The sequence below is a fragment of the Achromobacter deleyi genome, from assembly GCF_013116765.2.
GTDB classification, from domain to species: domain Bacteria; phylum Pseudomonadota; class Gammaproteobacteria; order Burkholderiales; family Burkholderiaceae_B; genus Achromobacter; species Achromobacter deleyi_A.
This window is the reverse complement of record NZ_CP074375.1, coordinates 3,565,640-3,590,681: the sequence shown is the minus strand read 5'-3', so window position 1 is coordinate 3,590,681 and position 25,042 is coordinate 3,565,640. Positions and strand designations below refer to the sequence as shown.

The following is a 25,042-nucleotide window of genomic DNA, read 5'->3' as shown; positions in this document are numbered from 1 at the left end:
TCGTTGGTCAGGAATAAGGATCAGCGCAAGCGCTCGGGACGCACGGCTTCGGCGTTGACGCCGTGCGCGTGCAGGTGGTCGGGCAGAGGCTGACGGGTCAGCAGCGCGGCCGCCAGTTCGGACGTGGCCGCGGCGGTCTGGATGCCATAGCCGCCTTGCGCCGCCAGCCAGAAGAAGGCGGGGGCGCCGGCATCCCATCCCACCACGAAGTCGCCGTCGCGCACGAACGAGCGCAGGCCCGCCCAGGTGTGCTTCGGGCGGCGGATCGTGAGCGAGGTCGCGGATTCGATGCGGTAGATGCCGGTAGCGACGTCCAGCTCTTCAGGCACGACGTCGTGCGCGGCCACCGGGTCGGCGTTGGCCGGCGAACCCAGCAGCTGGCCGGCGTCGGGCTTGAAGTAATAGCTTTCGTCCACGCCGACCACGGCGGGCCAGTGGGAAAAATCGGTGTCTTGCGGACCGGAGAAAGTGAACGCCGTGCGGCGGCACGGCTGCAGGCCGATGGGAGCGGCGCCGCACAGGGCCGCGGCGTGATCCGCCCACGCGCCGGCCGCGTTGACCAGCACCCGGGCCCGGATGGCGCGGCCGTCGGCCAGCGTCAGGGCCCAGGCCTCGTCCGCGTAGACGGCGGTCACCAGTTCGGCGTTGTTGTGCAGCACCGCGCCTTGCCGGCTCATGCCGCGCAGGAATCCCTGGTGCAGGGCATGCACATCGATATCGCGCGCATCGGGCTCTTCGATCGCGCCGCAGAGCTGATCGCCGCGCAGGCACGGCACGCGCGCGACGGCCTGCTCGGCGTCGATCAGCGTCACGTTGGGCGACTGGCGCTGGAAGTCTTCGAAAACCTCGTGCAGCAGGTCCTTCTGTTCCGGCGTGGCGATATACAGCACGCCGCGGGGGCTGAGCAGGGGATGCTCGCTGAAGCCTTGCGGCGGGCGCTCATAGAAAGCGCGGCTGGCGCGGGTAAGCGCCTTGATCTGCGTTGTGCCGTAGGTCTCCATGAACATGGCCGCGGAGCGGCCGGTGGAGTGATAACCCGGTTGGGACTCGCGTTCCAGCACTGCCACGGACGCCGTGGCGCTCAGGCGGTAAGCCACGGATGCGCCGGCGATGCCGGCGCCGACCACGGCGAAATCGTATAGGGGTTCAGCAGTCATTTTTGTCGGAAGCGAGAATTCTATTATTTGATAATTCTCGAATACGATAGTTTTTTGACGCCCAACGAGTAATAGGGGAATGCCCTGATGGCGCGGGCCGGCGCGAGCTAGCCCAGTTGCGGGGCTGTGGTTAACCCAGCTTGGCGCACCAGACCAGGAGCGCAATCACGCCCAAGGTCTGCAAGGCCAACAGCGCGCTGATCAGGCCAGGCTTGCCGGAAGCGAGCCAGTATGCGACGACGAAGGGATAGCAGAGCAGATTGGTGGCGGCCAGCGCCAGGGCGCCCAGGACTTGCGTCATGCCAGGCGTGAACAGCAGGAGGGCGCTGCCGATACCGCCGCCGATGACGGCAATCAGGATCGCGATGTCGGAAACTGGAGCGGCGGCGTCGCGACAATCAGGGCAAGACCGGCGCTTCCTCCTGGTAGGCGCGGTGCAACAATTCCAGGAATACCGGCGCATCGGGCAAATCCACCGCACCGATCCGATTCACCGGCACCCCGGGTGTCCAGGAATTCATCACTGCCGCGCCCGCGAAGGCGGGCAGGTCGGCCAGCGTAATCGCCTGCGCGCGCTGTGGCACGCCGATCCCGTCCAGTTGCCGCCGCACGATTCCCATCGTCGTGCCGCCCAGCATGTCGGCGTGGGGCCACACCACCGACTTGCCGTCCCAGAACGCCAGATTCCAGATCGATGCCTCGCTTAGCCGCCCGTGGCGGTCCACGAATGCCGCGTCATCGAACCCTAGCTCCACCGCCTGGCGCAGGAAATAGGTTTTCGCGACCTCGCCCACATGCTTTACCTGGGGCAGCGCGCGCTCGTGCTCTACCGCGGCCAGGGCCAGCGGTCCGGCGGGGCCGGATGATGGCGGGGCGGTGCGTACCAGCACCTGCAGCGGCGCATCCGGCCCCGCCACGGTGAACTCTCCCGCCGGGGAATACACCGTCGCCGTCAGCGAGTGATCCGCCGGACTGGCCTGGATGGCCGTCCTCAGGTATTCCCGGATTCGTACGTCGGGCAGGGCCTGGCCGAACATCTCCATCGACGCCGCCCTCAGCCGGGCCAGATGCAGGTCCAGGCCACGGACGCGGCCCGCCCGCACCTGCATCGCCGTAAAGTGCGCATAGCCCGCGAAGGCCAGCGGCCCCAGATCGTTGGCGGTGGCCGCCTGGCCGTTGCGTTGAATCACGAAAGATGCCGGACTGACTGACATTGCTGTACTCCAAAAGGCGACGGGCCGTCGCCGGGATTATCAAGTTTCACTACTATCCGATATTGCTTCTCCCATGAGAAACCAGTAGTTTTCAACCAACCATTGAATTTAGCTTGAAGATCATGAACCGCATGCTGCCCGGCACCCGCGCGCTGAGAACCTTTGAGGCCGCCGGCCGCCACCTGAACTTCACGCGTGCCGCCGACGAGGTCGGCCTGACTCCCGCGGCCGTCAGCTACCAGATCAAGGAAATCGAAGACCAGTTGGGCATCGTGCTGTTCACGCGCACCAGCCGCAGCATCCAGCTGACGCCCGCCGGCGCGGTGCTCTTCGAGGCGGCCGGCGATGCGCTGGACATCCTGAGGCGTGCCACCGGCCGCGCCCGCCGCATGAGCCGGGGCGCGGCGCATCTGCGCATCTCGGTGGGCGCGCGATTTGCCACCAATTGGCTGCTGCCTCGCTTGCCGCAATTCCGCGCCGCGAACCCGGGCGTGGAGCTCACCTTCGATATCAGCGACGAGCTGCGGGATTTCGATGCCGACGATGTGGATGTCGCGATCCGCTACGGGGCAGGGAAGTACGGCGGGGCGATCTCGCATCGTCTGTTCGACACGGTGGTTGTGCCGGTGTGCAGCCCCAAGCTGTTGGAACATGGCCCGAAGGTGCTCAAGCCCGAGGACCTGTCCGCCCATACGCTGTGCTACGTGGACTGCAAGCCGGACGGGATCGTCTGGCCGAACTGGCCGATGTGGATGGCCGCCGCTGGCGTGCACGATTTCGACGACAGCCGGTGCCTGGCGTTCACGGAATCCAGCCATGTGGTGCAGGCGGTGATGGAGGGCGGCGCGGTTGGCCTGGTCGAACTGGAACTGGTGGATCGGGAGCTGGAGCAGGGCAGGCTGGTCAGGTTGTTCGACGTGGGCGTCAGGGTCGCGCCGGAGTATGCCTATCACCTGGTCTATCCGGCCTTGGGCCAGGAGGATCCCCGCGTGCAGGCCTTGCGGACGTGGATCGCCGGAGAACTGAAGCGCTGAATGGAAGGCGCGGGCACCCGGATTTTGCGGTGCCCGGCGCAGGGGCATTCGTCGTGCTTGCGTTCATTCAAGCAGCATTCGCATCATGGATGGAACAGTTTGTTCCAGCATGAATGCGGCTGAACCTGTGTTCCTGTCATGGGCCAGCCGGTAGAATTCCTTCCCATACTCCCTCTATCTACTAGTCGAAAGGTCATATTCTTATGAGCAACGCTTATCTCGACGCCCTGAAGAAGCGCCGCACGCAGTATTCGCTGGGCCGCAACCTGTCGGCCTCCAAGGAAGAATTGGCTACGCTGATCCAGGACGCGATCAAGCACAGCCCCTCGTCGTTCAATTCGCAAAGCTCGCGCGCCGTGATCCTGTTCGGCGCCGAAAGCGAGAAGCTCTGGAGTCTGGCGATCGAGGAAGTGCGCAAGGTGGCGCCCGCCGAAGGCTTTGACAAGACCGAAGCCAAGCTCAAGAGCTTCGCTGCCGGCGTGGGCACGGTCCTGTTCTTCGAAGACCAGGACGTGGTGCGCAGCCTGCAAGAAAAGTTTGCCCTGTACGCCGACAATTTCCCCGTGTGGTCGGAACAAGCTGGCGGCATGGCCCAGCTGTCGGCCTGGACCGCCCTGGCCAACGCCGACGTCGGCGCCAGCCTGCAGCACTACAACCCGCTGATCGACGCCGCCGTGGCGCGCGAGTGGAACATTCCCGCCTACTGGAAGCTGCGCGCACAGATGCCCTTCGGCTCGAACGAAGCCGGCTTCGGCGCCAAGCCGTTCATGGACGACGCCGAGCGCTTCCGCGTGATCGGCTGATGATGCAGGGCGTCCCCGGACGCCCGCGATGACCGCGGTATTCAAGCCCGCATTTCTCGATGAGGAATGCGGGCTTGCTGTTTTTCGGGGGCTGGATTCTCTGTTTGGATTAGGGGGGCGCCTTTCGCCTGATGCTGCTCTTTCAATGCGGCGGATAGCGCTATATTCAAGCGAGCCCCCCAACAGGAGTCATCATGCAGACCAATGAAATCCATCGTGGCCGCCTGATCGATCACATCCAGCTGGTTGTGCGCGATCTGCCCGCCAGCCAACGGTTCTACCAGGCGGTGTTCGATGCGCTGGAGGTGCCGATGGGCGGCACCGGAGAAGGGTATTTCTGGGCCGACGAATTGTTCGTTTCCACGGCCGACAGCAAGGCCGCGCAGGGCCAGCTGACCGGGCGCCATCACCTGGCGTTCCAGGCGCGGGACCAGGCCATGGTCGACGCGTTCCACAAGGCGGCGCTGACCCATGGCGGCAAGGACAATGGCGCTCCCGGGTTCCGGGATTACCACCCCGGGTACTACGGTGCATTCGTGCTGGATCCGGACGGCAACAACATCGAAGCCGTGTTCCACGGCGAAGCCGAACGCAGCGCGCCGTCGGTCAAGGTGACGTTCTGACGGGGATTCCGTGTGCAACTCCGCCACCTGCGCTACTTCGTGAAGATCGTCGAGGCGGGCAGTTTCTCGCGCGCGGCGGCGCTCATTCCGGTGGCGCAGCCGGCGCTCAGCCAGCAGATCGCCGCGCTGGAAGATGAGCTGGGCGTAGTGCTGCTGCACCGGAGCGCCCGTGGGGTTCGTCCCACCGCCGCGGGCGCCGCCCTGTACACGGAAGCCGCCTCCATCCTGAGCCAGATGGAGCGGATCCCGCAGATCGTCCGGTCGCTGGGCGGGGAAATGCAGGGCGTGGTCCGTATCGGCATGTCGTCCACGTTGGCCTCCTTCCTGGCGGGCACATTGATGGAGGCCTGCAAGGCAACCTTGCCCAAGATCAGCCTGCGTTTCAGCAGCGGCGCCAGCGGACAGCTGGGTGATCGCATCCGCGACAGTACGCTGGATCTTGCCCTGGTGTTCGAGGACGAACCGTTTACGGGCTTTATGCGCCAGCCGCTGTTCAGGCAGCGGCTTTTCGTCGTCAGTCCCCGCAAGGCCGGGCGCCGGCCATCCGGAGTGCGTTTCGAGCAGCTTGCGGACATGCCGCTGATCTTGCCCGCGCATCCGAACATCACGCGCACCATGCTGGACCGGCTGTTCGCCAAGGCCGGCATCGTTCCGCAGATCGTGGCTGAAACCGAGGTGTTTTCAGGAATGCTGTCGGCGGTGCAGGCGGGAATAGGCAACACAATCCTGCCGCTTGGCGATTTCTCGGGCGTGCCGGGCTACGGCACCATCTGGGCGGTGCTGATTGAACCGCCGGTGCATTTGACGGCCAGCGTCATTGCGTCGAACGAGGTGCCGCTGACTCCGCCGGCCGAGGCCGTCCGGGCGCTGCTGAGCGAGTTCGTGCGACGGCAGGTCGAAGAAAAGGGCCTGGCCGGCGCCGAGCCGATTGCTTCCTGAAGCGGGGCTGCCCAGCCATATCCGCGCCCTATACCCGCATATCGACATAGTATTTTTCCGGCCAGGCCAATCAGCGGAAGCTTCACTCCCAAGCAGGAATCGCAATTTCAGCGGCCTGCATGACAAGGAGAGTGATGATGGCCAAGCTGATCTATCGCGTGGTTTCCGCTTGCGGCGCGCTGGGGTATGGATTTCCGAATGAATCGCTGAAAAAGGCGCTGGAAGGCCGCATCGACGCGGTGATATCCGATGCGGGGTCGATGGATGCCGGCCCCTATTATCTGGGCACGGGCGAGGAGTACTTCGAACGCGAGGCGGTCAAGGCGGACTTCCGCCATATGGTCGAAGCGGGCGAACGGATCGAGGGGCCGGTCATCCTGGGCAGCTGCGGCATGGCCGGAGGCAACCGCAACCTGGATTGGATGATCGAGGTGGCCAAGGAAGTGTTCGGCGAACTCGGGGTGACGAACCGTTCCGTGGCCGTCATCCGGTCCGAGCTGGACCCCGCCACCGTCATTCAGGAACTGCGCGCGGGCGCGCTCCAGGCCACGGGCGCCGGCCCGGCGCTGAACGAGGATGCGCTGAAAGAAAGCACCATCGTGGGACAGATGGGCATACATCCGCTGATCACCGCGCTTGAGAGCGGCGCGAAGTACATCCTGGCGGGGCGGTCCTGCGACGTCGCGCTGTTTGCGTCGGACATGATCCGCCGCGGCATCGATCCGGGCCTGGCCTATCACGTGGGCCACGTGCTGGAATGCGGTGCGCTGGCCTGCGACCCGGGGTCGCCCTCGGACTGCCTGGTGGCCGAAATCTACGACGATGGCACGGCCTTGTTCGTGGCGCCGGACCCGGCGCGGCGGTGCACCCCGTATTCCATCGCGGCGCACTCGCTTTATGAGGAAAGCCATCCCCAGCTGCAGTTCTATCCGGAGGGCATTCTGGCGATGGAGCGCACGGAGTTCTTCGCCCGCGACGCCCGGACCGCCGGCATCCGCAACAGCCAGTTCGTGCACGCCGCCAAGCCCTGGCCCTGGAGCATCAAGCTTGAAGGTTCGCGCTACCTGGGCAAGCGCAAGGTGGCGCTGTTGCACCTGGACCCGGCTGACCTGGCGCGCGTGCCCGCCGACGTGCTGGTCTACGGCCGCAACGGCGTGCAGGCCATGCCCGTGCAGGACAATGAACAGGAACTGGGTCTGATCGTGGAAACCTGCGCGTCCACTCCGGCTGCGGCCGAGACCCTGGCCAGCCTGTTGACCCACTACCTGATTCACTACGGCTATCCCGGACGCAAGGCTACCGCCGGCAATATCGCCTATCCCTTGTCGCCGAACCTGGTGAGCTTTCGTCGCGACGACGGGCAATACGGCGCCCTCGTGCCCAGCGGAACACGCGATCCCGTATTCCTGGCCAACTACCCAAAGGTCAAAGACGCGGTGATCAAGCTGATTGAAGCGGAGTTCCCGGACGCGTTGCGCCAAGCCAGCTGGCAGATCCATGAGGCCGGCGCGCAGCGCCCGGTGGCGCTGGTGCGGACCATAGACCGGGACCCGGAACGGCTGGCCGCCAGCCACCGCGCGGCGCTGGATCGTGTCCTGTCGCTGGCCCGGCCCCAGGCGGGATCGCATCTGGACCTGAACGCGGGCGACGCCTACGAATGGTCGCTCTACCACCTGCTCTTGAACGAGGACATCATCAAGAACCGCATGTTCCCGATCACCTGCTACCGCGCCAATGGCGCGGACTGGACGGAGAGCGGTTCGGAACGGCCCCGGTACTTCGATATCGGCACGACCCGCTACGAGGGCAACCTGGACGACCGCAGCCTGTCGCTGATCGCGGACGCTCCCCCGGCAGGCGAACCGCGCAGCGAACGGCGCCTGCTGGACATGGCCGTGGTGATCCGCAGCAAGGACGCAGGCATCAACCGCCTGACCTTCGACATCGTGTTCAACTCACCGGTCGATTACGAGGCGGCCTTGAATTCCAATGTGTTCTGCCCCGCGCATGTGGCGCGGGTGTTGGGCGTGGCGCCTGAACGCGTCGTCGGCACATTCTTCGTGGACAGCTGCAACGCAATCAAGCTGACGATAGACCGGCCGAATATCTCCGCGTCGGCCGACGAGCGCGACGTATTCGGGGCACAGCAGCAGTCGGCCATTGAGCGCTTGCGGATTCCGCACTACGCGGAAAGCCTGGCGATGGCCTCGGCGCTATAGATCCCGCAGCGGGTTCTGAGCAAGCACTTACTTGCAGGTTTGGGTGACGGACGGCACTTGTTGGTGCGCCGCCACGCTTTGCCTTCTTCGGGAAATGCGACGAAAGGTTTCAGGGTGTCGAACTCTGTTGCGATTGCGTCAACGGATTTCATGCAAAATTGCCCGCTGCTGACGGTGTCCCCGAAATTCGACGCGCTGGTGCCCCCAGCGGCGTGGCAAGCATCGCCATGGATAGTCGGGACTACGCACCGAAGGCGGTTGATTGCAGAGTCTGCCGACACGGCGGAGAGAGCGTGTGATGGAAGACGATATGAAGCAGTCCGGACCCGGACACCGCGCCGCCTTGTTCCTTGCCTCTGTCTCGTTGGCGGCGTGCGCGTTCGCGACACCGTCCCGGTCGCTCGCCGCGCAGGCCTGGACTCCCCCGGGCGCCACGGCGTGCCAATTCGACGGCTGGACGAACAGTCTTAAACCTGCGATTCCGGTCAGGGATGGCCCGTCGTCCGATGCCGCCCGGGTCGGCATGCTGCCCGTCACGGCCGACGAGGAAGAGTCCGAATACACCTACAGCGTCAGATTTCGTGTCACCGAAGCACGGAACGGCTGGCTGAAAATCGATCAGGCCAGCGACGACTACAACGAGGCCGAGGGCGCGCCGCCGCGCGAGGTGTACCGCGGCTCGGGGTGGATCAGGTCCGACGACGCGAGGGTCGGCATCCAGTCCGGCCGCGGCTATGCCCAGCCCGACAGCAAGAGCGAACGCCTGCTGGATCTGGGCGGCGACTGGCTGACGGACAGGGGGCAGATCCAGAACATCGTGGCCTGCAGCGGGGAATGGCTGCTGCTGGACTACCAGCTCAATACCCGCGCCACGTCCGATGGACGCTTGCAGGACATCCCCGAGAAGGACCGCGGCATTGCGCGGGCCTGGTTCCGGGGCGTGTGTTCGAACGAGGAAACCACCTGCGACATGCGCTCGGTGGATAAAGACTGATAAATTGGCGGCCTTACGGGCGCACCAGGATGCCTGCATCCCGCGGCCTGCTTCGAGAAATGCTCACTCTCCACTTGCGATAGAACAGAACCGATGCTGAAAACAAAACTAACGGCTTTTGGAATGTGCGTGGCAATGTCCTGGGCAGGCATGTCCTACGCCCAGGCGCAAGCGCCCGCCCAGCCGCAACGGCAAGCCCCCGCGGCCGAAGAGCCCGAGCGCTATGGTCCGTTCCTGTTCTTTCCAAGCGCGCCCAGCCTGCTGATGTACCACTCGGCTGTCGGCGCCAACGACATGCTCAACCTGAAGAAGGCGTTGCGCGAACATCCCGGCATCGCCACCATCATCCTGCAGAACAATGGCGGCGGGCTGGTGCACATCGGCCTGGTGGTGGCCGAAGAGATCTATGAGCGCGGCCTGAATACCTACATTCCGAAGGACAGCTATTGCGCCTCCGCGTGCTCGTTCGTCTTCTTTGCAGGCCGGCAGCGCATCGCCGACGGCCGCCTGGGCGTGCATCAGATATCCGCGCCGGAGCTGACGGGCGAACAGGCCCAGTTCGGCGTGTCGGATATCGTCGCGACGTTGCCGAAATACGGCGTCTCGGCCGACGTGCTGGGCATCATGTTCAGCACGCCGTCGAAGGAAATGTACTTTTTCACGCCGCAGGAAATCGCCAAGTACGGCATCAACCGCAGCGGCAACGTGCAGACGGCGCGCAACGAACCCCCGCAAGGCGGAACGGGCGGTGGCCAACGCCCGGCGCCCGCGGCGGCCCCCGCGCCTTCGCAGGCACAAGCGCTGCCGCCCCAGGGAGGCGCGCAGCCCGCTCCGGCCGCGCCCGACAATCCCTACATGAAAAAGGAAACCGCGCCGGCCGCCATTTCCGACGAGCAGAAGGCGATCAACGCGGCCGCCCTGATGATCCAGGCGGGCAGCGGCACCAACGAAGAAGCCATGAACTTCACGCGCGAGTTCTACGCGGACAGTGTCGACTACTTCAAGAAGAAGCGGCCCAAGTCGGAAATCCTGGCGGACAAGGAGGCATATTTCGGCCGCTGGCCGATCCGCCGCTTCGTCGTGGACCAAAGCTCGCTCAAGTCCAAATGCAAGGACGGGATGTGCATGGTGGTCGGCATCTACGACTACAAGGTGTCCAGTCCCGAGCGCGGCAAGACCGCCACCGGCACTTCGAACTTCACCTATGTGCTGGACCTGCGCAACCGTTACCGCATCGTGATGGAAGACAGCGAAGTCATCAGCCGCTGAGGCCGTCCGCCTGGGTATGGGAACAAAGAAGAATCAGATGAAAACAGGATTGCCCGCGGTACGGCTGCTGTGCCTGGCCGGATTGTTCACGTTGCCGGCGCCCGCCCTGGCGATAGATTGCAAGAAGGCCAGCAGCGCGGTCGAGAAGCTGATCTGCTCGGATCGCAAGACGGTGGCGGCCGACGCCGAGTTGAACCGGGCCTATCGCGCGATGCTGAAGCAGGCGCCGGACAGCGAGGTCCGCGCCATGCTGGTGGATAGCCAGAAGCGGTGGGTGGCGGCGCGCGACCAGGCGATGGACACGCTTATCGGCACGCCCGATGCGTTGCCTGATGAAAAATCCGCCGGCGAGATTGTGCGCGAGCTCATCGTCAACCGCACGGCGGAACTCAAGGAAACCGGCAAGGGACCCGCCACGCCCGCCATGATCGGCCGCGCGCTCAGCCAGAGGAAATTCCAGGCGCAATTCACCGGTGGCGCCTACGCGGGCTATTGGACGTCGTGCGATGTGCTGCCGCGCGACTACAGGAACTATGCCTGCTTCGCGATTCGCCACTACCAGAACAACGATCGGGTCTGCACGGTCGACGAGTCATGGGCATCGGGCAGGGTCTACACCAATCGGTACGTCGCCAATATCGTGGACGGCAAACCCAAGGTCATCGCGTCGTGTTCGTTCAGCAGCGAGGACGAGGCGTGCTCCGATACCGAAGGCCAGGCGAAATGGAACCGGAAGCCGGAACAGCCGGACTATGTCTATTCCGCCCAGCCGCTGCCGAAGCTCGACGGAGAGATCTACGACTCGGACGATTTCGAATGGGCGCGGGCCTGCCTGGTCGATACGGCCTATCCTCCCGCCAAATAGCCGGACGCGGGAACTCGCCGGACGGCTGTCCGCCGGACCCAGGCAATTCAACGATCTGTTACTCCAGGCGGCTGTTCGATACGGCCTGTGGCGCAGGCGCACGCCGTATCGGCAAAACTTCGGACCTGCCGAAGGAATCAGGCCCGGCGCGTCTTAGAATTCAGGCTTGACGATGCATGGCGGGGCCGATGCCCCGTCCTGGCCTGTCCCGGGTGTCCGGGACGCGCCACCGGCGCTGGCCGGCGATGAACCGAACCGAGAGAGATGGATGGATAAGCGACAAGACCTGGAACAGCCGGCGATCCAGGAGGGGGCGGCGCATGCCGCGGGGCCGAATGTGCCCGACGCCATCCCTCACGGCGCGCCACCCGGAGTTTCCGCTCCTGAAGCGGCATCTCTTGCGCTCATCACCATCGACATCGAGGCCGACCCGACACTCGGTTACGCATCCATCCAGAATGCGGTCCCCATTGTCCGTTCGCTGCGCCTGAGCAACCGCTCGCCGCACAGCTGCGACAACATCGAAGTCCACATTGCCTGCAACCCGGCCTTCGCGCAGAGCGTCAAGCTGCGTTTCGACAGTCTGGTTCCCGGTGAAATCCGCCGCGTCTCTCCGCTGGACCTGACCCCCGACCACGCCTACGTCGCCGACCTGCAAGAGGCCGTGCGCGCCAGCATCAACGTGGTTGTGCAGTCCGGCGCGCAGGAGCTGGGCCGCGCGTCGCAGCCCATCACCGTGCTGGCCTACGACCAGTGGGCCGGCACGCGGGCCCTGCCCGAGCTGCTGGCCGCCTTCTCCATGCCGAACAACCCGGCCGTGGATGTGCTGATCGGCAAGGCGGCCGCGCTGCTGCGCAGCCAGCACAGCGAGCTGACGATGAACGGCTACCAGTCCAAGAGCCGCGATCTGGTCTGGAAGCAGGTGTCCGCCATCTACAGCACGCTGGCTGCCGAGACCCTCCATTACGCCGAGCCGCCCGCGTCCTTCGGCGTGGACGGCCAGAAGATCCGCACGCCGGACCGCATCATCGAAGCCCGCGTGGCTACCTGCCTGGACCTGGCCATGCTGTTCTCGTCCTGCCTGGAGCAGGCGGGACTGCGTCCGGTCATCCTGATGAAGGACGGCCACGCCTGGGTAGGCGTGTGGCTGCATCAGGCCTGCTTTGCGGACCCGCTGACGGACGACGTGCAAGCCGTGCGCAAACGCGTGGACAGCGGCGAGTTCCTGGTGTTCGAGACCACCGGCATCGCCCAGCATCCCAACCACCGCGCGTCGCTGCGGCTGGCGCTGGAGCAGGGCGCGGCGCACCTGCGCGAAGAAGACACCTTCCGCTATGCCATCGACATCCACCGCGCGCGTGAACTGCAGATCAAGCCGCTGCCGTCGCGCGTGGTGTCCGTGACGCCCGGCGGCACGGAACCGGCGGAACAGCCCGCCGCCATCGAGCCCACGCCCGAGTTGCCGCCGCTGGACCCGGAATTCGTCATCAGCCTGGAACCCGCCGACGACACGCCCGAAGGCCGCCTGGCCAAATGGAAGTCGCGCCTGCTGGACCTGACGCTGCGCAACCGCCTGCTGAACTTCAAGATCACCAAGTCGACGCTGCCGCTGGTGGTGCCCGACCTGGGCCGGCTGGAGGACGCCATCGTCGATGGCAGCGAGTTCCGCATCCGTCCCTTGCCGGCCGCGCTGATGGAAGGCAACGATCCTCGCATGGCCGAAGTGCACATCGGCCGGGGCGGCCGCGCGCCACTGGACGACATGGCGCTGGAGGCGCTGTCCAACAAGGAACTGATCGCCCGCGTGTCGCAGGAGGCGCTGGACGCCAACCTGCTGACCATCTTCGGCGCGGCGCGCACCGGCCTGGAAGAAGGCGGCGCCAACACGCTGTACCTGGCCATGGGCATGCTGCGCTGGACCGAGACGCCCGGCGCGGAGAACGCGCACCTGGCTCCCCTGATCCTGGTGCCCGTGTCCCTGCAGCGCCAGTCGGTGCGCAGCGGCTTCCGGCTGGTTCGGCACGACGACGAAACCATCATCAACCCCACGTTGCTGCAGATGCTGCGCAACAACTACGAGCTGCGCATCCCCGGGCTGGATGCCGCGTTGCCCGCGGATGACAAGGGCGTGGACGTGGCCCGGGTGCTGCAGGCCTTCCGGCTGGCGGTGCGCGAGATCGCGGGCTGGGAGGTGCTGGAACAGGCGCACCTGGGCATCTTCTCGTTCACCAAGTACCTGATGTGGAAGGACCTGCAGGACCGCACCGAGCAGTTGAAGGCCAACCGCGTCGTCCAGCACCTGATCGACCATCCCGGCCAGGCTTTCGCGAAAGCCCCTTACGAAGAACGCTTCGACCGCCTGGACGACAGCTACAAGCCCGAAGACCTGCTGACCCCGCTGCTGTCCGACTCGTCGCAGCTCAAGGCCATCTGCGCGGTGGACGCCGGCCGCGACCTGGTGCTGGAAGGCCCGCCGGGCACCGGCAAGAGCCAGACCATCACCAACCTGATCGCGCACCTGCTCGCGCGCGGCAAGACCGTGTTGTTTGTCTCGGAAAAAATGGCCGCGCTGGAGGTCGTGCACCGCCGCCTGGCCAACATCGGCCTGGGCCCGTTCTGCCTGGAACTGCATTCGTCCAAGGCGCGCAAATCCGAAGTCCTGCAGCAGCTGGGCAAGGCGCTGGACCACAGTGGCCAGCGCACGTCCGACGACTGGGCCCGCGAGGCCGAGCGCCTGGCCGTGCTGCGCCAGGAATTGAACGGGCTGGTCGACGCGCTGCATCATGAGTATCCCAACGGCCTGACCGTTTACGACGCGATCGGCACGTGCATCGAGAACGCCGGCAAGGAGCCGTCGCCGATGTCCTGGCCGGACGCAGCGGCGCATGAACGCAAGGAGTTCGCCCGGCTGCGAGAGGCGGCAAGGCGCATGTCCACCCTGTCTGGCGAGCTGGGCAAGCTGCATGGCCACCCGCTGGCGCACATCGGCATGGCCGAATGGAGCCCGAGCTGGCAGGATGCGCTGCTGGCCGCCGCCCAGGCGCTGGATCAGGCGATAGCCGGTTTCAAGGATCGGGCAGCCAGTGCGGGCGAGGGACTGGGCTTGCCGGCTGCCGGCCTGAGCCTGGACGCCTATGCCAGGCTGGATCAGTTGATCGACGTGCTGCTGGCCGCTCCGCAAGTGCCCGCGGGACTGGCCGCGCAGGCGCACGACCCCGCCGCGCGCTTCCAGGTGCAGGCCATGGCCCGCCACGGCCTGGCGCGCAACGCGCATTGGGAGCAGGTGGGCGCGCGGTGGAATGCGCAGCTTGCGGAACTGGACGCCAACACGCTCAAGGCGCAATGGCTGGCCGCCTGCTCGGCGTGGTGGCCCAAGTCCGCCTTCGCCAAGCGCGCCATGCGCAAGCGACTGGCCGCTTATCGCACCGACAGCCAGCGCCCGGACGACGCAGCGATCAACGCGGTCCTGGCGCCTCTGGCCCTGGTCAACATCGAAGATCGCGAACTCGCTGCGCTGAAGGCCGACGCCCAGCGCCTGCTGCAAGAGGCCTATACGGGCCTTGGCACCGACTGGGAGCAGGTCCGGCGCCACGAGCAATGGGCGCAGCGCTTTGCGGATGCCGTCACGCTGGCGGCGGGCGACCCGGCGCTTGCAGGGGACCTGCGCGCGCGCCTGCAGCCGCTGGTCGGCGAGAACCGCGCCTTCTTGCTGCCCGGCGCGTCCCTGGGCAAGAGCCTGCTGGACTATCGCAACGCGTGGCGCGTGCTGCAGGACAGGCTGGCCGAAGTCGACGCGCTGGCCAAACCCACCGAGGCCCTGTCGGGCGGCGCGGATGCCGGCGGCGCGCTGGAACGCATCCAGGCTGTCATCGCCGGATGGCGCCACAACAAGCAATTCCTGATGCCGTGGTGCGTCTGGCGCCAGGCCCGCGAGCAGGCGGTCCATTTGCAGCTGCAGGGCCTGGTCGTTTCGCTGGAGCAGGGCCGCGTTCCGTTGGCCCAGGTCGAAGCCCATTTTGAATTCAGCTACCGCAATTGGTGGGTGAAGAAAGTCATCGACCATTCGCCCATGCTGCGGTCGTTCTCCAGCGCCGACCACGAACGCAAGATCCGTGAGTTCCGCCAGGCCGACGACCGTTTCCAGCAACTGACCTCCGCCTACATCGCCGCGGTGCTGGCCGGCAAGGTGCCCGCCGGCAACGGCATCCTGGTCAGTCCCGACAGCGAGCTCGGCCTCTTGCGGCGCGAACTGCAAAAGAAGGCTCGCCACGTTCCCGTGCGCCAGCTGATGCAACGCCTGCCGACGCTGCTGCCCAAGCTCAAGCCCTGCCTGCTGATGTCGCCCCTGTCCGTGGCCCAATACCTGGACGCCGGCCACTCCCAATTCGACGTCGTCGTCTTCGACGAAGCCTCGCAGATCCCCGTGTGGGACTCCGTCGGCGCCATCGCCCGCGGCCAGCAACTGGTGGTGGTGGGCGACACCAAGCAACTGCCGCCCACCAGTTTTTTCAGCAAATCCACGGTGGAGGAGGACGGCGCCGGCGACGACGGGCAGGTCGAAGACCTGGAGAGCATCCTGGACGAATGCCTGGGCGCCGACATGAACCGCCTGCGCCTGCAGTGGCACTACCGCAGCAAGCACGAAAGCCTGATCACGTTCAGCAACGTCACCTACTACGACTCGCAGCTGATCACCTTCCCATCGCCCGTCACCGACGACGTCGCCGTGCGCCTGGAGCAGGTCGCCGGCGTCTATGACCGCGGCGGCAGCCGCACGAACCGCCGCGAAGCCGAAGCCATCGTCCTGGGCATCGAGCAGCACTACCTGGACAAGACCCGCCGCCGTCAGACGCTGGGCGTGGTCACCTTCAACCAGCCCCAGCAAGCACTGATAGAAACCCTGCTGGACGCCCGCCGCCGCGCCAATGCGGAGCTGGACAAAGCCATCTCGGCCCAGGCCCGCGAGCCGCTCTTCATCAAGAACCTGGAGAACGTGCAGGGCGACGAACGCGACATCATCTACTTCTCGATCACCTTCGGCCCGGACGCAGCCGGCAAGATGACGATGAACTTCGGCCCGCTGAACGGCGAGGGCGGGCACCGGCGCCTGAACGTCGCGATCTCGCGTGCCCGGGAAGGCGTGGTGATCTACAGCACCCTGATGCCGGAACAGATCGACCTGTCCCGCGTGCGTGCAACCGGCGTGCGGGATTTGAAGCACTACCTGGAATTCGCGCTGAAAGGCCCGCGCGCCCTGGTCGAGCAGTCGCTGCCCACCGGGCGCGAACCGGACAGTCCGTTCGAGACGCAGGTCATCAAGGTGCTGCGCGAACACGGCTGGGTCGTGCATCCGCAAGTCGGTTGCTCGAGCTATCGGATCGACATGGGCGTGGTGGATCCGCGCGCGCCCGGCCGGTACCTGATGGGGATCGAGTGCGATGGCAGGGCCTATCACTCCGGCGCCACCGCGCGGGATCGGGACCGCCTGCGGCAAGTGGTGCTGGAAGGGCTGGGATGGAGGTTGCATCGGGTCTGGTCGACGGACTGGTGGATCAATCCGGAGCGGGAAGTGGAGAAGCTGCTGGCCCGGTTGAACTCGGAGCTGGACCGCCAGGTGGAGGAAGAGCCGGAGGTGGAGCCCGAGGAAGCGGCGCAGGAGCAATCCTCCGAGGCGGGCGATTCCGTGGAATTCGCGATCACGACGGAAGAGGGCACGTCCGAGTCTGCGGCCGGGAACGTTGCGGCTGGCGGCTTGACGACCTATCGGCCGGCTGAACTGAGCGGTGGAGATTCAGAGGCGTTCTACAGCCGGAGCAATAACGATCAACTGGTCGAGCAGCTGCGCCTGGTGATCGAGACCGAAGGACCGGTCGCGGAGACCTTGCTGCATCGGAAGGTGGCCCGGGCCTGGGGCCTGGAGCGGACTGGCGTCCGGATTGTGGAGAGACTGCGGACGCTGACGCCGGTGGACGTGGGGCAGAGCCAGGAAGGCGACGCGACGTTCTATTGGCCGGCCGGTGCGAATCCTGAGGAATGGAAGGGTTTCCGGGGCGCGGGGGACGACGAGGCCACGCGCCGCCGGGTTGACGACGTGTGCATCGAGGAACTGGCCAACGGGGTCTTGCATGTGCTGGCCATGGCCGGAAACGCGCCGAAGGCGGATGTGGTCAAGTCCGTGTGCCGGATGCTGGGGATGGCGCGGACGCTGGCGGATGCTGAAGTCCGGATCGGACTGGCGGTGGCCGGGCTGGCCGAACGCGGCAAGCTGCGGGAAGAAGGGGGGCTGCTGCGGGCGGTGTAAGGTGTCAGACTGTAATTGCGAGTCTTGCGCCAGCGGTATATCGCCGGAAGCCGCAACGCGTCCGATGCCGTATGAGGCCCGGCTGGCGGACTCTCGATATCGCGATTCGATGGCCAGACACGCGCAAGATTTGGAAACTGTCTGGATTCCCGTACGGCAAATTCGTCCACGCCTCGGACGTAGAATGCCGCTTTTCCATCCGGCTGACAGGAACCAAACATGAAAAGAACCATCCTCCTTGCGTCCGTATGCGCCGCGCTGCTTTCCGCCTGCGCTCCGACTTCCCCTCCTCGCGAAGGATCGTCCTCCATGCCCGCTCCCACCGCCACGTCTCCCGCCAGCTCATTGAGCCTGTCCGCCTATTACTGGCGCCTGGCCTCCGCCACCGATGCCGCGGGCAAGTCGATCCCCGCGCTTCAGACAGGCATCGACCATCAGCTGCGCCTGAGCTTCACGAACGACGCCTTGAATATCCGCGGCGGCTGCAACACGCAGTTCGGCGGGTACAGCTATAAGAACGGCGTGCTGCATGTGGCGAATCTTGCGTCCACGATGAAGGCTTGCGAGCAAAGCCTGATGCAGCTGGATGCCGAAATCGGCCAGCGCATCAAGGGCGATCTGCGTGCAACGCTATCCGGCGACAGTGCCGAACCCGGGCTGGAGCTGGTGGCGCAGGACGGCAGCGTGTTGAAGTTTGTCGGCGAGCCGACGCCGGAAACGCTGTATGGCAGCACGGCACAGATCATGTTCCTGGAAGTCGCCGCCAAGCGCGCGGAATGCAGCCATCCCATGATTCCGAACTACCAGTGCCTGATGGTGCGCGAACGCAAATACAACGAGGCAGGCATCCAGCAGCCGTCGCAGGACAAGTGGCGTCCGCTGTATCAGTCCATCGAGGGGTTCGAGCACAAGGACGGCGTGCGGACCGTGCTGCGCGTGAAGCGGTACGACTGGAAGAACCCGCCCGCGGATGCGCCGTCGAAGGTGTATGTGCTGGATCTGGTCGTGGAGCAGGACGCTTCGGGGAAGTAAGGGCATTTGAGGCCGGCCCTGGATGCCAGGGCCGGCTGGCCGGTTCAGGACCGGCCTGCCGCCCGTCTTGCTCCGGTCCGCAGGTCGTTGCGTACCGCGACGTAACTGCAGTAGCGGGCAAAATCCTTCTTGGCGAGCGCCAGGTACAGTCCCGTCGCCACCATGAAGGCGCCGAAGACATACACGTACAGCAAGCGGTCGATAGCGTCGCGCAGCAACTCGGTCCCCAGGTAGATATTGAGGACACCGAACCCCAGCAGCAGAATCATCAGAATCCAGCGGGCCCACTCGCTGCCGCGGTACAGCCACACCAGCAAAAGCGTGGGCAGCAGCAGCTTTTTCGCAGCTGAAAAATCGCCCTGCAGCAGGGAAACGATCTCGTAGCTGAGCGAGGCCAGGGTGCCGGCCAGGACGATATACCAGAAGCGCAGTTCGCTAGGCTCCCGGCGCCTGGTGGCCTGGGTGTCCGTAAAAGATCCTTGGGGCATGCGGTCTCCTTGAAGGGTTAGAGAAGCCGGGCCGCAATTTCGTCCTTGAATTGCGGCCCGGCGCGCCATTCATTCACGCCGTCTCGTCAGTTTCCCGACGGCCGCAGCATCAGCGTATCCGCCCGCTCGCTGTCCACCTTGGCCCGGCTGAACGCCATGGGGAAGTACTCCCCGGTGGCCCAGCCCTTGAGCAGGTCCTGGTAATGCGGGCTGCGCGGATCCGCGGATTGCCCCGGCACGTTCTGGACGCGCGAATTGTCCCAGTCCGCCACGTCTATCACCTGGCGGTACGACGCACCGCTGATCTGGCGGAAATCGCTCTTGCGGAACGTGCCGCGATGCACGGTGTCGTTATCGCCGCCGACCGGATAGCGCGGCGTGCCGTAGGCCTTGGCGGTGTCTGGCGGCAGCAGGCTCGCCAGGCTGTGCTCGAACTGGATGTGATGCAGCTTGCCCCATTGCCACTGGGCCGAATCGGGCCCCAGCTTGGCGCGCAGCTTCTCCACGCCATCGGCCAGCGCCTGAAGCAGCAGCGCGTCGCGACCCTGGTCCGGCCGGGGGCCAAAGGCGGCGTCGGGAGTGGCCAGTTTCTCCAGCGTCTTGCGGGTGGACAGCTCGCCGAATGCCGCGCGTCCGCTTGCGGGCACGTAGAGATCCGACACGCGCTTGACGACTTCAGGCAGCCAGAACGCGTAAACCGTGGCGGCCCGCGAATCGGTGCCCATGCGGTAGTCCCAGTCCTTCAGCAGGCCCAGCGCCCCGGTCAGTGCGGGATCCGTGGCGTTCAGGCTCTTGGCGTAGCCCGCCAGGGTGCGGGCGGGAATCGAGAGATTGTCGTACTGCAGATCCTGGGATTGCTGCACCGTCAGGCCCTTGCCGTCGGCCACCACCTCGCGTATGCGCTGGACGCGGAAGGGCTCGGCCCAGGTGCGCGCGGACATGTCCTTGTAGGGGAAGTCGGCCGGAAGGTTGTACTCGTTGGCGGTAGCGAAATAGCCTTCGGGCGGGTTGTAGGCGCGCGGCAGCGCGCTGCCCGCCAGGACGCCGCGCCACTCGAATTCGCCATTACCGGGCACGGGCAGCATGCCGGACCAGTCGCCGCGCGGCCGTATCGGCGCGATGCTGCCGCCGAACCAGCCGATATTGCCGTCGACGTCGGCATACACCATGTTTTCGCTAGGCGTGTAGTGCTTCTCCATGCCGGCCACGAAATCGTTCCAGTTCTGCGCCTGGTTCAGGCGCAGGCTGGCCAGGTAGGCCGCCGTCCCGGGATATTCCAGATAGGCGGCGCGCAGGGCGTATGCCTTGTGCCGCACCGGGTCTTCATGGATCACCGGGCCGTGGCGGGTGAATTTCAGGTTGCGGGTGGCGGGCGCCGCTCCGCGCACGGGAATGGATTCGTCGACCGAGCGCATTTTTTCCCAACCGCCGCGATAGCGGTACTCATTGGGGTTGGCCGGGTTGGTGTCGTAGACGTAGAGATCTTCCTCGTCGCCGAACGCAAAGATCGTCAGGCCGAAGGCGATGCGGTCGTTGTGGCCCATGGAGACGCCGGGCAGAGCGGGTTCTCCCGCGCCGATCACATTCCAGCCCGGCGCGTTCAGGTGCACCATGTAGCGCAGCGACGGCATGGTGATGGAGCGGTGCGGATCGCCCGCCAGGATGGGCTTGCCGGTGGCCGTATGCTGGCCGCCCAGCGTCCAGTTGTTGCTTTCGTAGCGAGCGGCCATGGGATCGAAGTTCGGATCCAGCGAGGCCATCCTGCCCTCCGACAGCGCACTGGCAAGCGCCGCGCGCTGATCGGCGGCCAGCGGGCTGCGCGGGAAGTCGGCGGCGACGAATTTCTGGCCGTCGCGGGCCAGCTTGTAATTGTCCAGGACCGCCTTGTCGATCTGGCGCACGTCCAGCCCGGCCGGCACCTGCAATGCCAGGGGCGGCTCGAATGTGCTCAGTCCCTGCACGGTGTTCAGCCCCAAGGCGGCGATCTGCTGCGCCATCCGGACTTCCTCGTTGAGGTTGCGCGTCAGCCCGTAGATGCGGATCAGCGAGGTCTCCGGACTCCAATAGCCGGGCTCGGTGCCGGTCAGCTTGAATTCCGGCGGCATCTGCTCGGGATTGGCCTTGACCCAATTCACGTAGGCGTTGATGCCGTTCGCGAACGCGGTAAGGATGGCGCGGCCTTCGGGGTGATAGCTGGCGAACTCGGCCTGCATGTCGCCGCGGAACAGGAAGAGGCGCGCGGCGCGGTCCTGCTCGATGAAGCGCGGGCCGAACTGCTCGGCCATCTTGCCTTCGCCCTGGCGGCGCCACAGGTCCAGTTGCCACAGGCGGTCGCGCGCGGCGCTGAAACCCTGGGCAAAGAACAGATCATTCTGGTTCTTCGCATAAATGTGCGATACGCCGTGCTTGTCCCTCACGATCTCCACGGGCTGGGACAGCCCCGCCATGTCGATCGTGTCCTTCTTGCTGCCGGGCGCGGCGCAGCCGGTCGCCAGGACAATCAGCCCGCTCGCCAGCAATGCGGCGATCCTGCGATAAAAAGTACGCATGGGTCCTCCTCCGGTTTATTGCTTTTGTATATGCCTGTGAGGCCCCGGGGCATCGCGCACCGGACGCAGATACAGGCAGGACTACAACTAAATCAGATGAGGTCGGAAAATCTGTTTCATTTGATGAAATCTGAGAAGGCTTGTAACGAACTGCCTCGTCGCTGCCTGGCGTCGATATTGCTGGGGCAGGCCAGCCGGAGCGCCTTCGGCTGCGCCAGACCGAGAACCCCATCGGATAAGAGGAATTGCAGCCTGATACGTTTTCGCGGCGCTCACCCACAAGCCCGGAGGTTCGGAAAGCGTCGGCCTGCCCATGCCAACGCATAATCGTGTCTGCCCGCATGCCGGCCAACACCGGCGTGGGGGCGATCCAATCGGGCGGCTCAGTAATCCCAGATGATCGGGACCCAACGAAAGGCGTCGCCATCGATCGCGACCCGACCCAGGGACGGGAAGGGCAGGTGGGCGGCCACCAGCAACCCGCGGTTCTCCGCCAGTTCCCGGAAGAGATCGATGCGAACGCGGGCCGACTCCTCGGGATCATGTTCGAAGCCGTTGTGCCACTCGGGGTGGTCGAACCCGACCGGGAACACGGCGTCGCCGGCAAAGGTCAGCCGTTCGCCGCCCGATATCAGGTCGACTACGCTGTGCCCCGGGGTATGTCCGCCCGTAAGGCGGACGATCACGCCCGGCGCCACCTCGTGCCTGTCGTCGAAGATCCGCAGACGGTCTCGGTATTCGTTGTAGAAGCTGGTGGCGGTCGACCGGAGCACGCCCGGCACCGGCTTGGGCATGACGGTGTGGGAGAAATCGGGCGAAGTCCAGAACTCGACTTCGGTGGCGGACACGTGGATGCGCACATCCGGACGCAGACGCTCCTTCACTCCGGCGACGAGCAGCCCGCCCACGTGATCCATGTGCATATGGGTAATGATCACATCCGTCACGGCCTCCAGCGGAATGCCGGCAGCCTCCAGCCGCTGAGGGAACTGGCCAGCGCGCGGAAAGCCCGAGAACTGCCCGCCCAGCCCCGCGTCGATAAGGATGGTCTGGCTTCCACTGCGAACCACCATCACGTTCAGCGGCCAGTCGAACGCGTCCGGCGGCATGTACATATGGTTCAGCCAGTCCGCCAGGTCGGCCGGGTCGGCATTGGTGGCCATCGTCGCGGTCGGCAGCGGCAGCACGCCATCGCTGACCACCAGCGCGTCAATCTCGCCCACGCGCAGCGCGTATCGGGACGGAACCAGGTCGATGGGTTTCTGGCTGCCGGGATGCAAGTCGTTGTCTACGGAAAACATGGCGATATCTCCAAAGGGGCGGCGCATGGCCTGCCGGTGCAAGGCGCGGCGGGTCAGGCCGAGGCGCGGAGGAAGGCGAGCAGGTCGGCGTTGATGCGGTCCTGCATGGTGGCGGTAAGGCCATGCGGTGCGCCGGGGTAGTAGATCTCCCTGGCGTTCTTCACCAGCCGCGCCGCCTTCTTCGCCGAATCATGGATCGGCACGATCTGATCGTCCTCGCCGTGCATGAACAAGGTCGGCACGTCGATCTTCTTCAGGTCTTCGGTGAAGTCGGTCTCGGAGAAGGCCTTGACGCATTCGTAGGCGTTCTTCTGGCCGCTTTGCATGCTCCACAGCCAGAACTGGTCCAGCAGGCCTTGCGAGACCTTGGCGCCGTCGCGGTTGGCGCCATAGAAGGGGATGGCCAGGTCCTTGTAGAACTGCGAGCGGTCGCCGGCCACGCCGTCGCGGATGCCGTCGAAGACTTCGATCGGCAGGCCTTCGGGGTTGGCGGCCGACTTCAGCATCACTGGCGGCACCGCGCCGATGAGCACCGCCCTGGCCACGCGCCGGGTGCCGTGGCGGCCGATGTAGCGCACCACTTCGCCGCCGCCGGTGGAGTGGCCGACCATCGTGATGTTCTTCAGGTCGAGCGCCTCTATCAGTTGCGCCAGGTCATCGGCGTAGCCGTTCATGTCATTGCCGGACGAGGGCTGCGCCGAACGGCCGTGTCCGCGGCGATCATGCGCGATGACGCGAAAGCCGTTGCGCGCCAGGAAGTGCATCTGCCCGTCCCAGGCGTCCGAATTGAGCGGCCAGCCGTGCGAAAAGGTGACGACCGGGCCGTCGCCCCAGTCCTTGTAGTAGATTTGCGTGCCGTCCTCGGTAGTGATGGTGTTGTGGGTCATGGGTGTGCTCCGGTTGGGTTGGGCGCTGCGTTGGGGGGGCTGCTTGCAAAAGATGATGAAGTCATCGTAGGTCTGGGGCCTGGTGCGCGGTAGGCCCGCAGCGGGAAGCACAATGTTGTGCGGCACGCACCAATGCGCATCGGCGCGCGGGCCTGCGCGAATGCGCGGTTGTGACGGTCAACCGCAGCGGCATAAGGCAGTAAGGATCTGCCCCGTCCCGCCTCGGGCAGGGGTGTCTGACTACAATTCAGATCCGGAATATTTATAGTCAGACACGATTTGATGCCCGCCACCATCGCCGACCTCGCCACGTCCCTGAGCGCGCCAATCCTGAGTCCCGATGACCTGGACTCCCTGGAGCGCTTCTTCAAGCGCCCCGAGGTCGGCGCCTTCTACTCCCAATCCCAAGACCCCGCCCACACGACAGCCAACCTGCATGCCTGCGCCGGTCTTCTCCCCGGGCTTCATCCGGCGCGCGCCTCGGCCCTGGCCCTGATGTGCGGCTCGCTGGTGGAAGACGGCGCCGAGCCCGCCATTCTTTTCCCCACCCTCCAAACCCTGCTTCACCGATGGCTGCAAAGCCTGCGCCCCTATTGCGCGCAAGAAGTGGAAGACGACGATGAGGAAGTGGAAGAGGTGGACCGCAAGGCCTGGGCCGACGCCCGGTCAAGAATGGCCGCTGTTCCCGAAGACAAGCGCTGGGAAGTCGAGGCCTTGCATCAGGCCGTGGACGTTCTTGTCCTGCCCATGATGACCATGCTGATGCGTGATCACGGCAATCACCAGGCCTTCGCGGCCGACGCTGACCTGATGGCGCTGCTGCATCCCATGGCCACCAACAACGACAGCCTGCCGTTCGAGCAGCTGCATTACCTGTGGCTGGCGGCCCAAGTCAGCTACGAGGATGAACTGGTGGTCGTGTTGCCCACATCCAATACGGGGTTCGTCGCCCAGGCGCATGCCATCAACAACACCTTCCATGCCTTCACGCTGCTGCAGATCATTATTGGCGAGCACGCGCAGGCGCTGGGAGTAAAGCGCGAGATCGCGGCGCGCGAACCGGACATGGATGGGGACACCGCCGACTTCCAGTGGCTGCAGGCAGGCGCATACGCCAACGGCGAACTGAAGAGCGAAATGCTGTGGGCCTGGGGCGAGGCGGCGTTGCGCCACAATATGTCCAAGCATGGCAAGCGGGTGTTGATTGCGCTGGAGACGGAAGAGGGCACGAAGCGCAATTGGTCCGGGTTCAACGGCATCATCCACGAAGCGCAGCAGCCGGCCATGACCTTCAAGCGTTATCTGACGCCTGCAGAGGTGGCGATGTATCTGGCTTGAAGTTGCGCCGGCGGGACGGCAGTCCGTGG

Annotated in this window: 18 protein-coding genes; 11 read left to right on the top strand and 7 right to left on the bottom strand. The window is 65.4% G+C overall.

What is annotated here, in order from left to right:
- Positions 1 to 20 precede the first annotated feature (20 nt).
- The 3 genes from HLG70_RS16080 to HLG70_RS16070 form a co-directional block, all read right to left on the bottom strand.
- Positions 21 to 1,157, bottom strand: coding sequence for an NAD(P)/FAD-dependent oxidoreductase (locus tag HLG70_RS16080; protein ID WP_171661968.1), 1,137 nt, complete (start codon positions 1,155 to 1,157; stop codon positions 21 to 23).
- A 130-nt stretch (positions 1,158 to 1,287) separates the two neighbouring features.
- A complete protein-coding gene (locus HLG70_RS16075) occupies positions 1,288 to 1,458 on the bottom strand; it encodes a hypothetical protein (protein WP_171661969.1) in 171 nt (56 codons plus the stop codon).
- A gap of 97 nt (positions 1,459 to 1,555) precedes the next feature.
- Positions 1,556 to 2,371: an aminotransferase class IV family protein gene (locus HLG70_RS16070; protein WP_171661970.1), complete on the bottom strand. Its 816-nt coding sequence runs from the start codon at positions 2,369 to 2,371 to the stop codon at positions 1,556 to 1,558.
- 122 nt (positions 2,372 to 2,493) lie between these two features.
- Here HLG70_RS16070 and HLG70_RS16065 point away from each other — a divergent pair, with 122 nt between their 5' ends.
- The 10 genes from HLG70_RS16065 (at position 2,494) to HLG70_RS16020 (ending at position 18,450) form a co-directional block, all read left to right on the top strand.
- A complete protein-coding gene (locus HLG70_RS16065) occupies positions 2,494 to 3,405 on the top strand; it encodes a LysR substrate-binding domain-containing protein (protein ID WP_171662040.1) in 912 nt (303 codons plus the stop codon).
- A 203-nt stretch (positions 3,406 to 3,608) separates the two neighbouring features.
- On the top strand, positions 3,609 to 4,208 hold the full coding sequence (locus HLG70_RS16060; protein ID WP_171661971.1) for a nitroreductase family protein: 600 nt from the start codon (positions 3,609 to 3,611) through the stop codon (positions 4,206 to 4,208).
- 194 nt (positions 4,209 to 4,402) lie between these two features.
- The gene (locus tag HLG70_RS16055; RefSeq protein WP_171661972.1) at positions 4,403 to 4,831 is read left to right on the top strand and encodes a VOC family protein; all 429 of its coding nucleotides are present in this window, start codon (positions 4,403 to 4,405) and stop codon (positions 4,829 to 4,831) included.
- Between the two features lie 12 nt (positions 4,832 to 4,843).
- A complete protein-coding gene (locus HLG70_RS16050) occupies positions 4,844 to 5,770 on the top strand; it encodes a LysR substrate-binding domain-containing protein (protein WP_171661973.1) in 927 nt (308 codons plus the stop codon).
- Positions 5,771 to 5,904: 134 nt separating this feature from the next.
- A complete protein-coding gene (locus HLG70_RS16045) occupies positions 5,905 to 7,989 on the top strand; it encodes a DUF4387 family protein (protein ID WP_250157072.1) in 2,085 nt (694 codons plus the stop codon).
- Positions 7,990 to 8,287: 298 nt separating this feature from the next.
- Positions 8,288 to 8,983 carry a hypothetical protein gene (locus HLG70_RS16040; RefSeq protein WP_234103531.1) on the top strand — a complete coding sequence of 232 codons (696 nt, stop codon included), beginning with the start codon at positions 8,288 to 8,290 and terminating at the stop codon, positions 8,981 to 8,983.
- Positions 8,984 to 9,118: 135 nt separating this feature from the next.
- On the top strand, positions 9,119 to 10,252 hold the full coding sequence (locus HLG70_RS16035) for a hypothetical protein (protein ID WP_419144822.1): 1,134 nt from the start codon (positions 9,119 to 9,121) through the stop codon (positions 10,250 to 10,252).
- Between the two features lie 37 nt (positions 10,253 to 10,289).
- The gene (locus HLG70_RS16030; protein ID WP_171661976.1) at positions 10,290 to 11,117 is read left to right on the top strand and encodes a lysozyme inhibitor LprI family protein; all 828 of its coding nucleotides are present in this window, start codon (positions 10,290 to 10,292) and stop codon (positions 11,115 to 11,117) included.
- Between the two features lie 268 nt (positions 11,118 to 11,385).
- Complete coding sequence (locus tag HLG70_RS16025; protein WP_171661977.1) at positions 11,386 to 17,418, top strand: DUF3320 domain-containing protein; 6,033 nt, start codon at positions 11,386 to 11,388, stop codon at positions 17,416 to 17,418.
- A 309-nt stretch (positions 17,419 to 17,727) separates the two neighbouring features.
- Positions 17,728 to 18,450 (top strand): META and DUF4377 domain-containing protein, encoded by a 723-nt coding sequence (locus tag HLG70_RS16020; protein WP_234103101.1) that lies wholly within the window; start codon positions 17,728 to 17,730, stop codon positions 18,448 to 18,450.
- Between the two features lie 44 nt (positions 18,451 to 18,494).
- Here HLG70_RS16020 and HLG70_RS16015 read toward each other — a convergent pair whose 3' ends face one another.
- The 4 genes from HLG70_RS16015 to HLG70_RS16000 form a co-directional block, all read right to left on the bottom strand.
- Positions 18,495 to 18,938, bottom strand: a complete 444-nt coding sequence (locus HLG70_RS16015) for a hypothetical protein (protein ID WP_171661979.1) — start codon at positions 18,936 to 18,938, stop codon at positions 18,495 to 18,497.
- An 86-nt stretch (positions 18,939 to 19,024) separates the two neighbouring features.
- Positions 19,025 to 21,487 (bottom strand): penicillin acylase family protein, encoded by a 2,463-nt coding sequence (locus HLG70_RS16010; RefSeq protein WP_171661980.1) that lies wholly within the window; start codon positions 21,485 to 21,487, stop codon positions 19,025 to 19,027.
- Positions 21,488 to 21,870: 383 nt separating this feature from the next.
- Positions 21,871 to 22,788, bottom strand: coding sequence for an MBL fold metallo-hydrolase (locus tag HLG70_RS16005; protein WP_171661981.1), 918 nt, complete (start codon positions 22,786 to 22,788; stop codon positions 21,871 to 21,873).
- 53 nt (positions 22,789 to 22,841) lie between these two features.
- On the bottom strand, positions 22,842 to 23,675 hold the full coding sequence (locus tag HLG70_RS16000; RefSeq protein WP_171661982.1) for an alpha/beta fold hydrolase: 834 nt from the start codon (positions 23,673 to 23,675) through the stop codon (positions 22,842 to 22,844).
- 282 nt (positions 23,676 to 23,957) lie between these two features.
- Between HLG70_RS16000 and HLG70_RS15995 the strand changes: the two genes are divergently transcribed.
- Positions 23,958 to 25,013, top strand: coding sequence for a hypothetical protein (locus HLG70_RS15995; RefSeq protein ID WP_171661983.1), 1,056 nt, complete (start codon positions 23,958 to 23,960; stop codon positions 25,011 to 25,013).
- The last annotated feature ends 29 nt before the right edge of the window (positions 25,014 to 25,042 follow it).

What these genes read in the sequence shown, in the direction of transcription:
- HLG70_RS16080 (WP_171661968.1), bottom strand. Translation starts at nt 1,157, where the DNA reads ATGACTGCTGAACCCCTATACGATTTCGCCGTGGTCGGCGCCGGCATC.
- HLG70_RS16075 (WP_171661969.1), bottom strand. Translation starts at nt 1,458, where the DNA reads ATGACGCAAGTCCTGGGCGCCCTGGCGCTGGCCGCCACCAATCTGCTC.
- HLG70_RS16070 (WP_171661970.1), bottom strand. Translation starts at nt 2,371, where the DNA reads ATGTCAGTCAGTCCGGCATCTTTCGTGATTCAACGCAACGGCCAGGCG.
- HLG70_RS16065 (WP_171662040.1), top strand. Translation starts at nt 2,494, where the DNA reads ATGAACCGCATGCTGCCCGGCACCCGCGCGCTGAGAACCTTTGAGGCC.
- HLG70_RS16060 (WP_171661971.1), top strand. Translation starts at nt 3,609, where the DNA reads ATGAGCAACGCTTATCTCGACGCCCTGAAGAAGCGCCGCACGCAGTAT.
- HLG70_RS16055 (WP_171661972.1), top strand. Translation starts at nt 4,403, where the DNA reads ATGCAGACCAATGAAATCCATCGTGGCCGCCTGATCGATCACATCCAG.
- HLG70_RS16045 (WP_250157072.1), top strand. Translation starts at nt 5,905, where the DNA reads ATGATGGCCAAGCTGATCTATCGCGTGGTTTCCGCTTGCGGCGCGCTG.
- HLG70_RS16040 (WP_234103531.1), top strand. Translation starts at nt 8,288, where the DNA reads ATGGAAGACGATATGAAGCAGTCCGGACCCGGACACCGCGCCGCCTTG.
- HLG70_RS16035 (WP_419144822.1), top strand. Translation starts at nt 9,119, where the DNA reads ATGTCCTGGGCAGGCATGTCCTACGCCCAGGCGCAAGCGCCCGCCCAG.
- HLG70_RS16030 (WP_171661976.1), top strand. Translation starts at nt 10,290, where the DNA reads ATGAAAACAGGATTGCCCGCGGTACGGCTGCTGTGCCTGGCCGGATTG.
- HLG70_RS16025 (WP_171661977.1), top strand. Translation starts at nt 11,386, where the DNA reads ATGGATAAGCGACAAGACCTGGAACAGCCGGCGATCCAGGAGGGGGCG.
- HLG70_RS16020 (WP_234103101.1), top strand. Translation starts at nt 17,728, where the DNA reads ATGCCCGCTCCCACCGCCACGTCTCCCGCCAGCTCATTGAGCCTGTCC.
- HLG70_RS16015 (WP_171661979.1), bottom strand. Translation starts at nt 18,938, where the DNA reads ATGCCCCAAGGATCTTTTACGGACACCCAGGCCACCAGGCGCCGGGAG.
- HLG70_RS16010 (WP_171661980.1), bottom strand. Translation starts at nt 21,487, where the DNA reads ATGCGTACTTTTTATCGCAGGATCGCCGCATTGCTGGCGAGCGGGCTG.
- HLG70_RS16005 (WP_171661981.1), bottom strand. Translation starts at nt 22,788, where the DNA reads ATGTTTTCCGTAGACAACGACTTGCATCCCGGCAGCCAGAAACCCATC.
- HLG70_RS16000 (WP_171661982.1), bottom strand. Translation starts at nt 23,675, where the DNA reads ATGACCCACAACACCATCACTACCGAGGACGGCACGCAAATCTACTAC.
- HLG70_RS15995 (WP_171661983.1), top strand. Translation starts at nt 23,958, where the DNA reads ATGCCCGCCACCATCGCCGACCTCGCCACGTCCCTGAGCGCGCCAATC.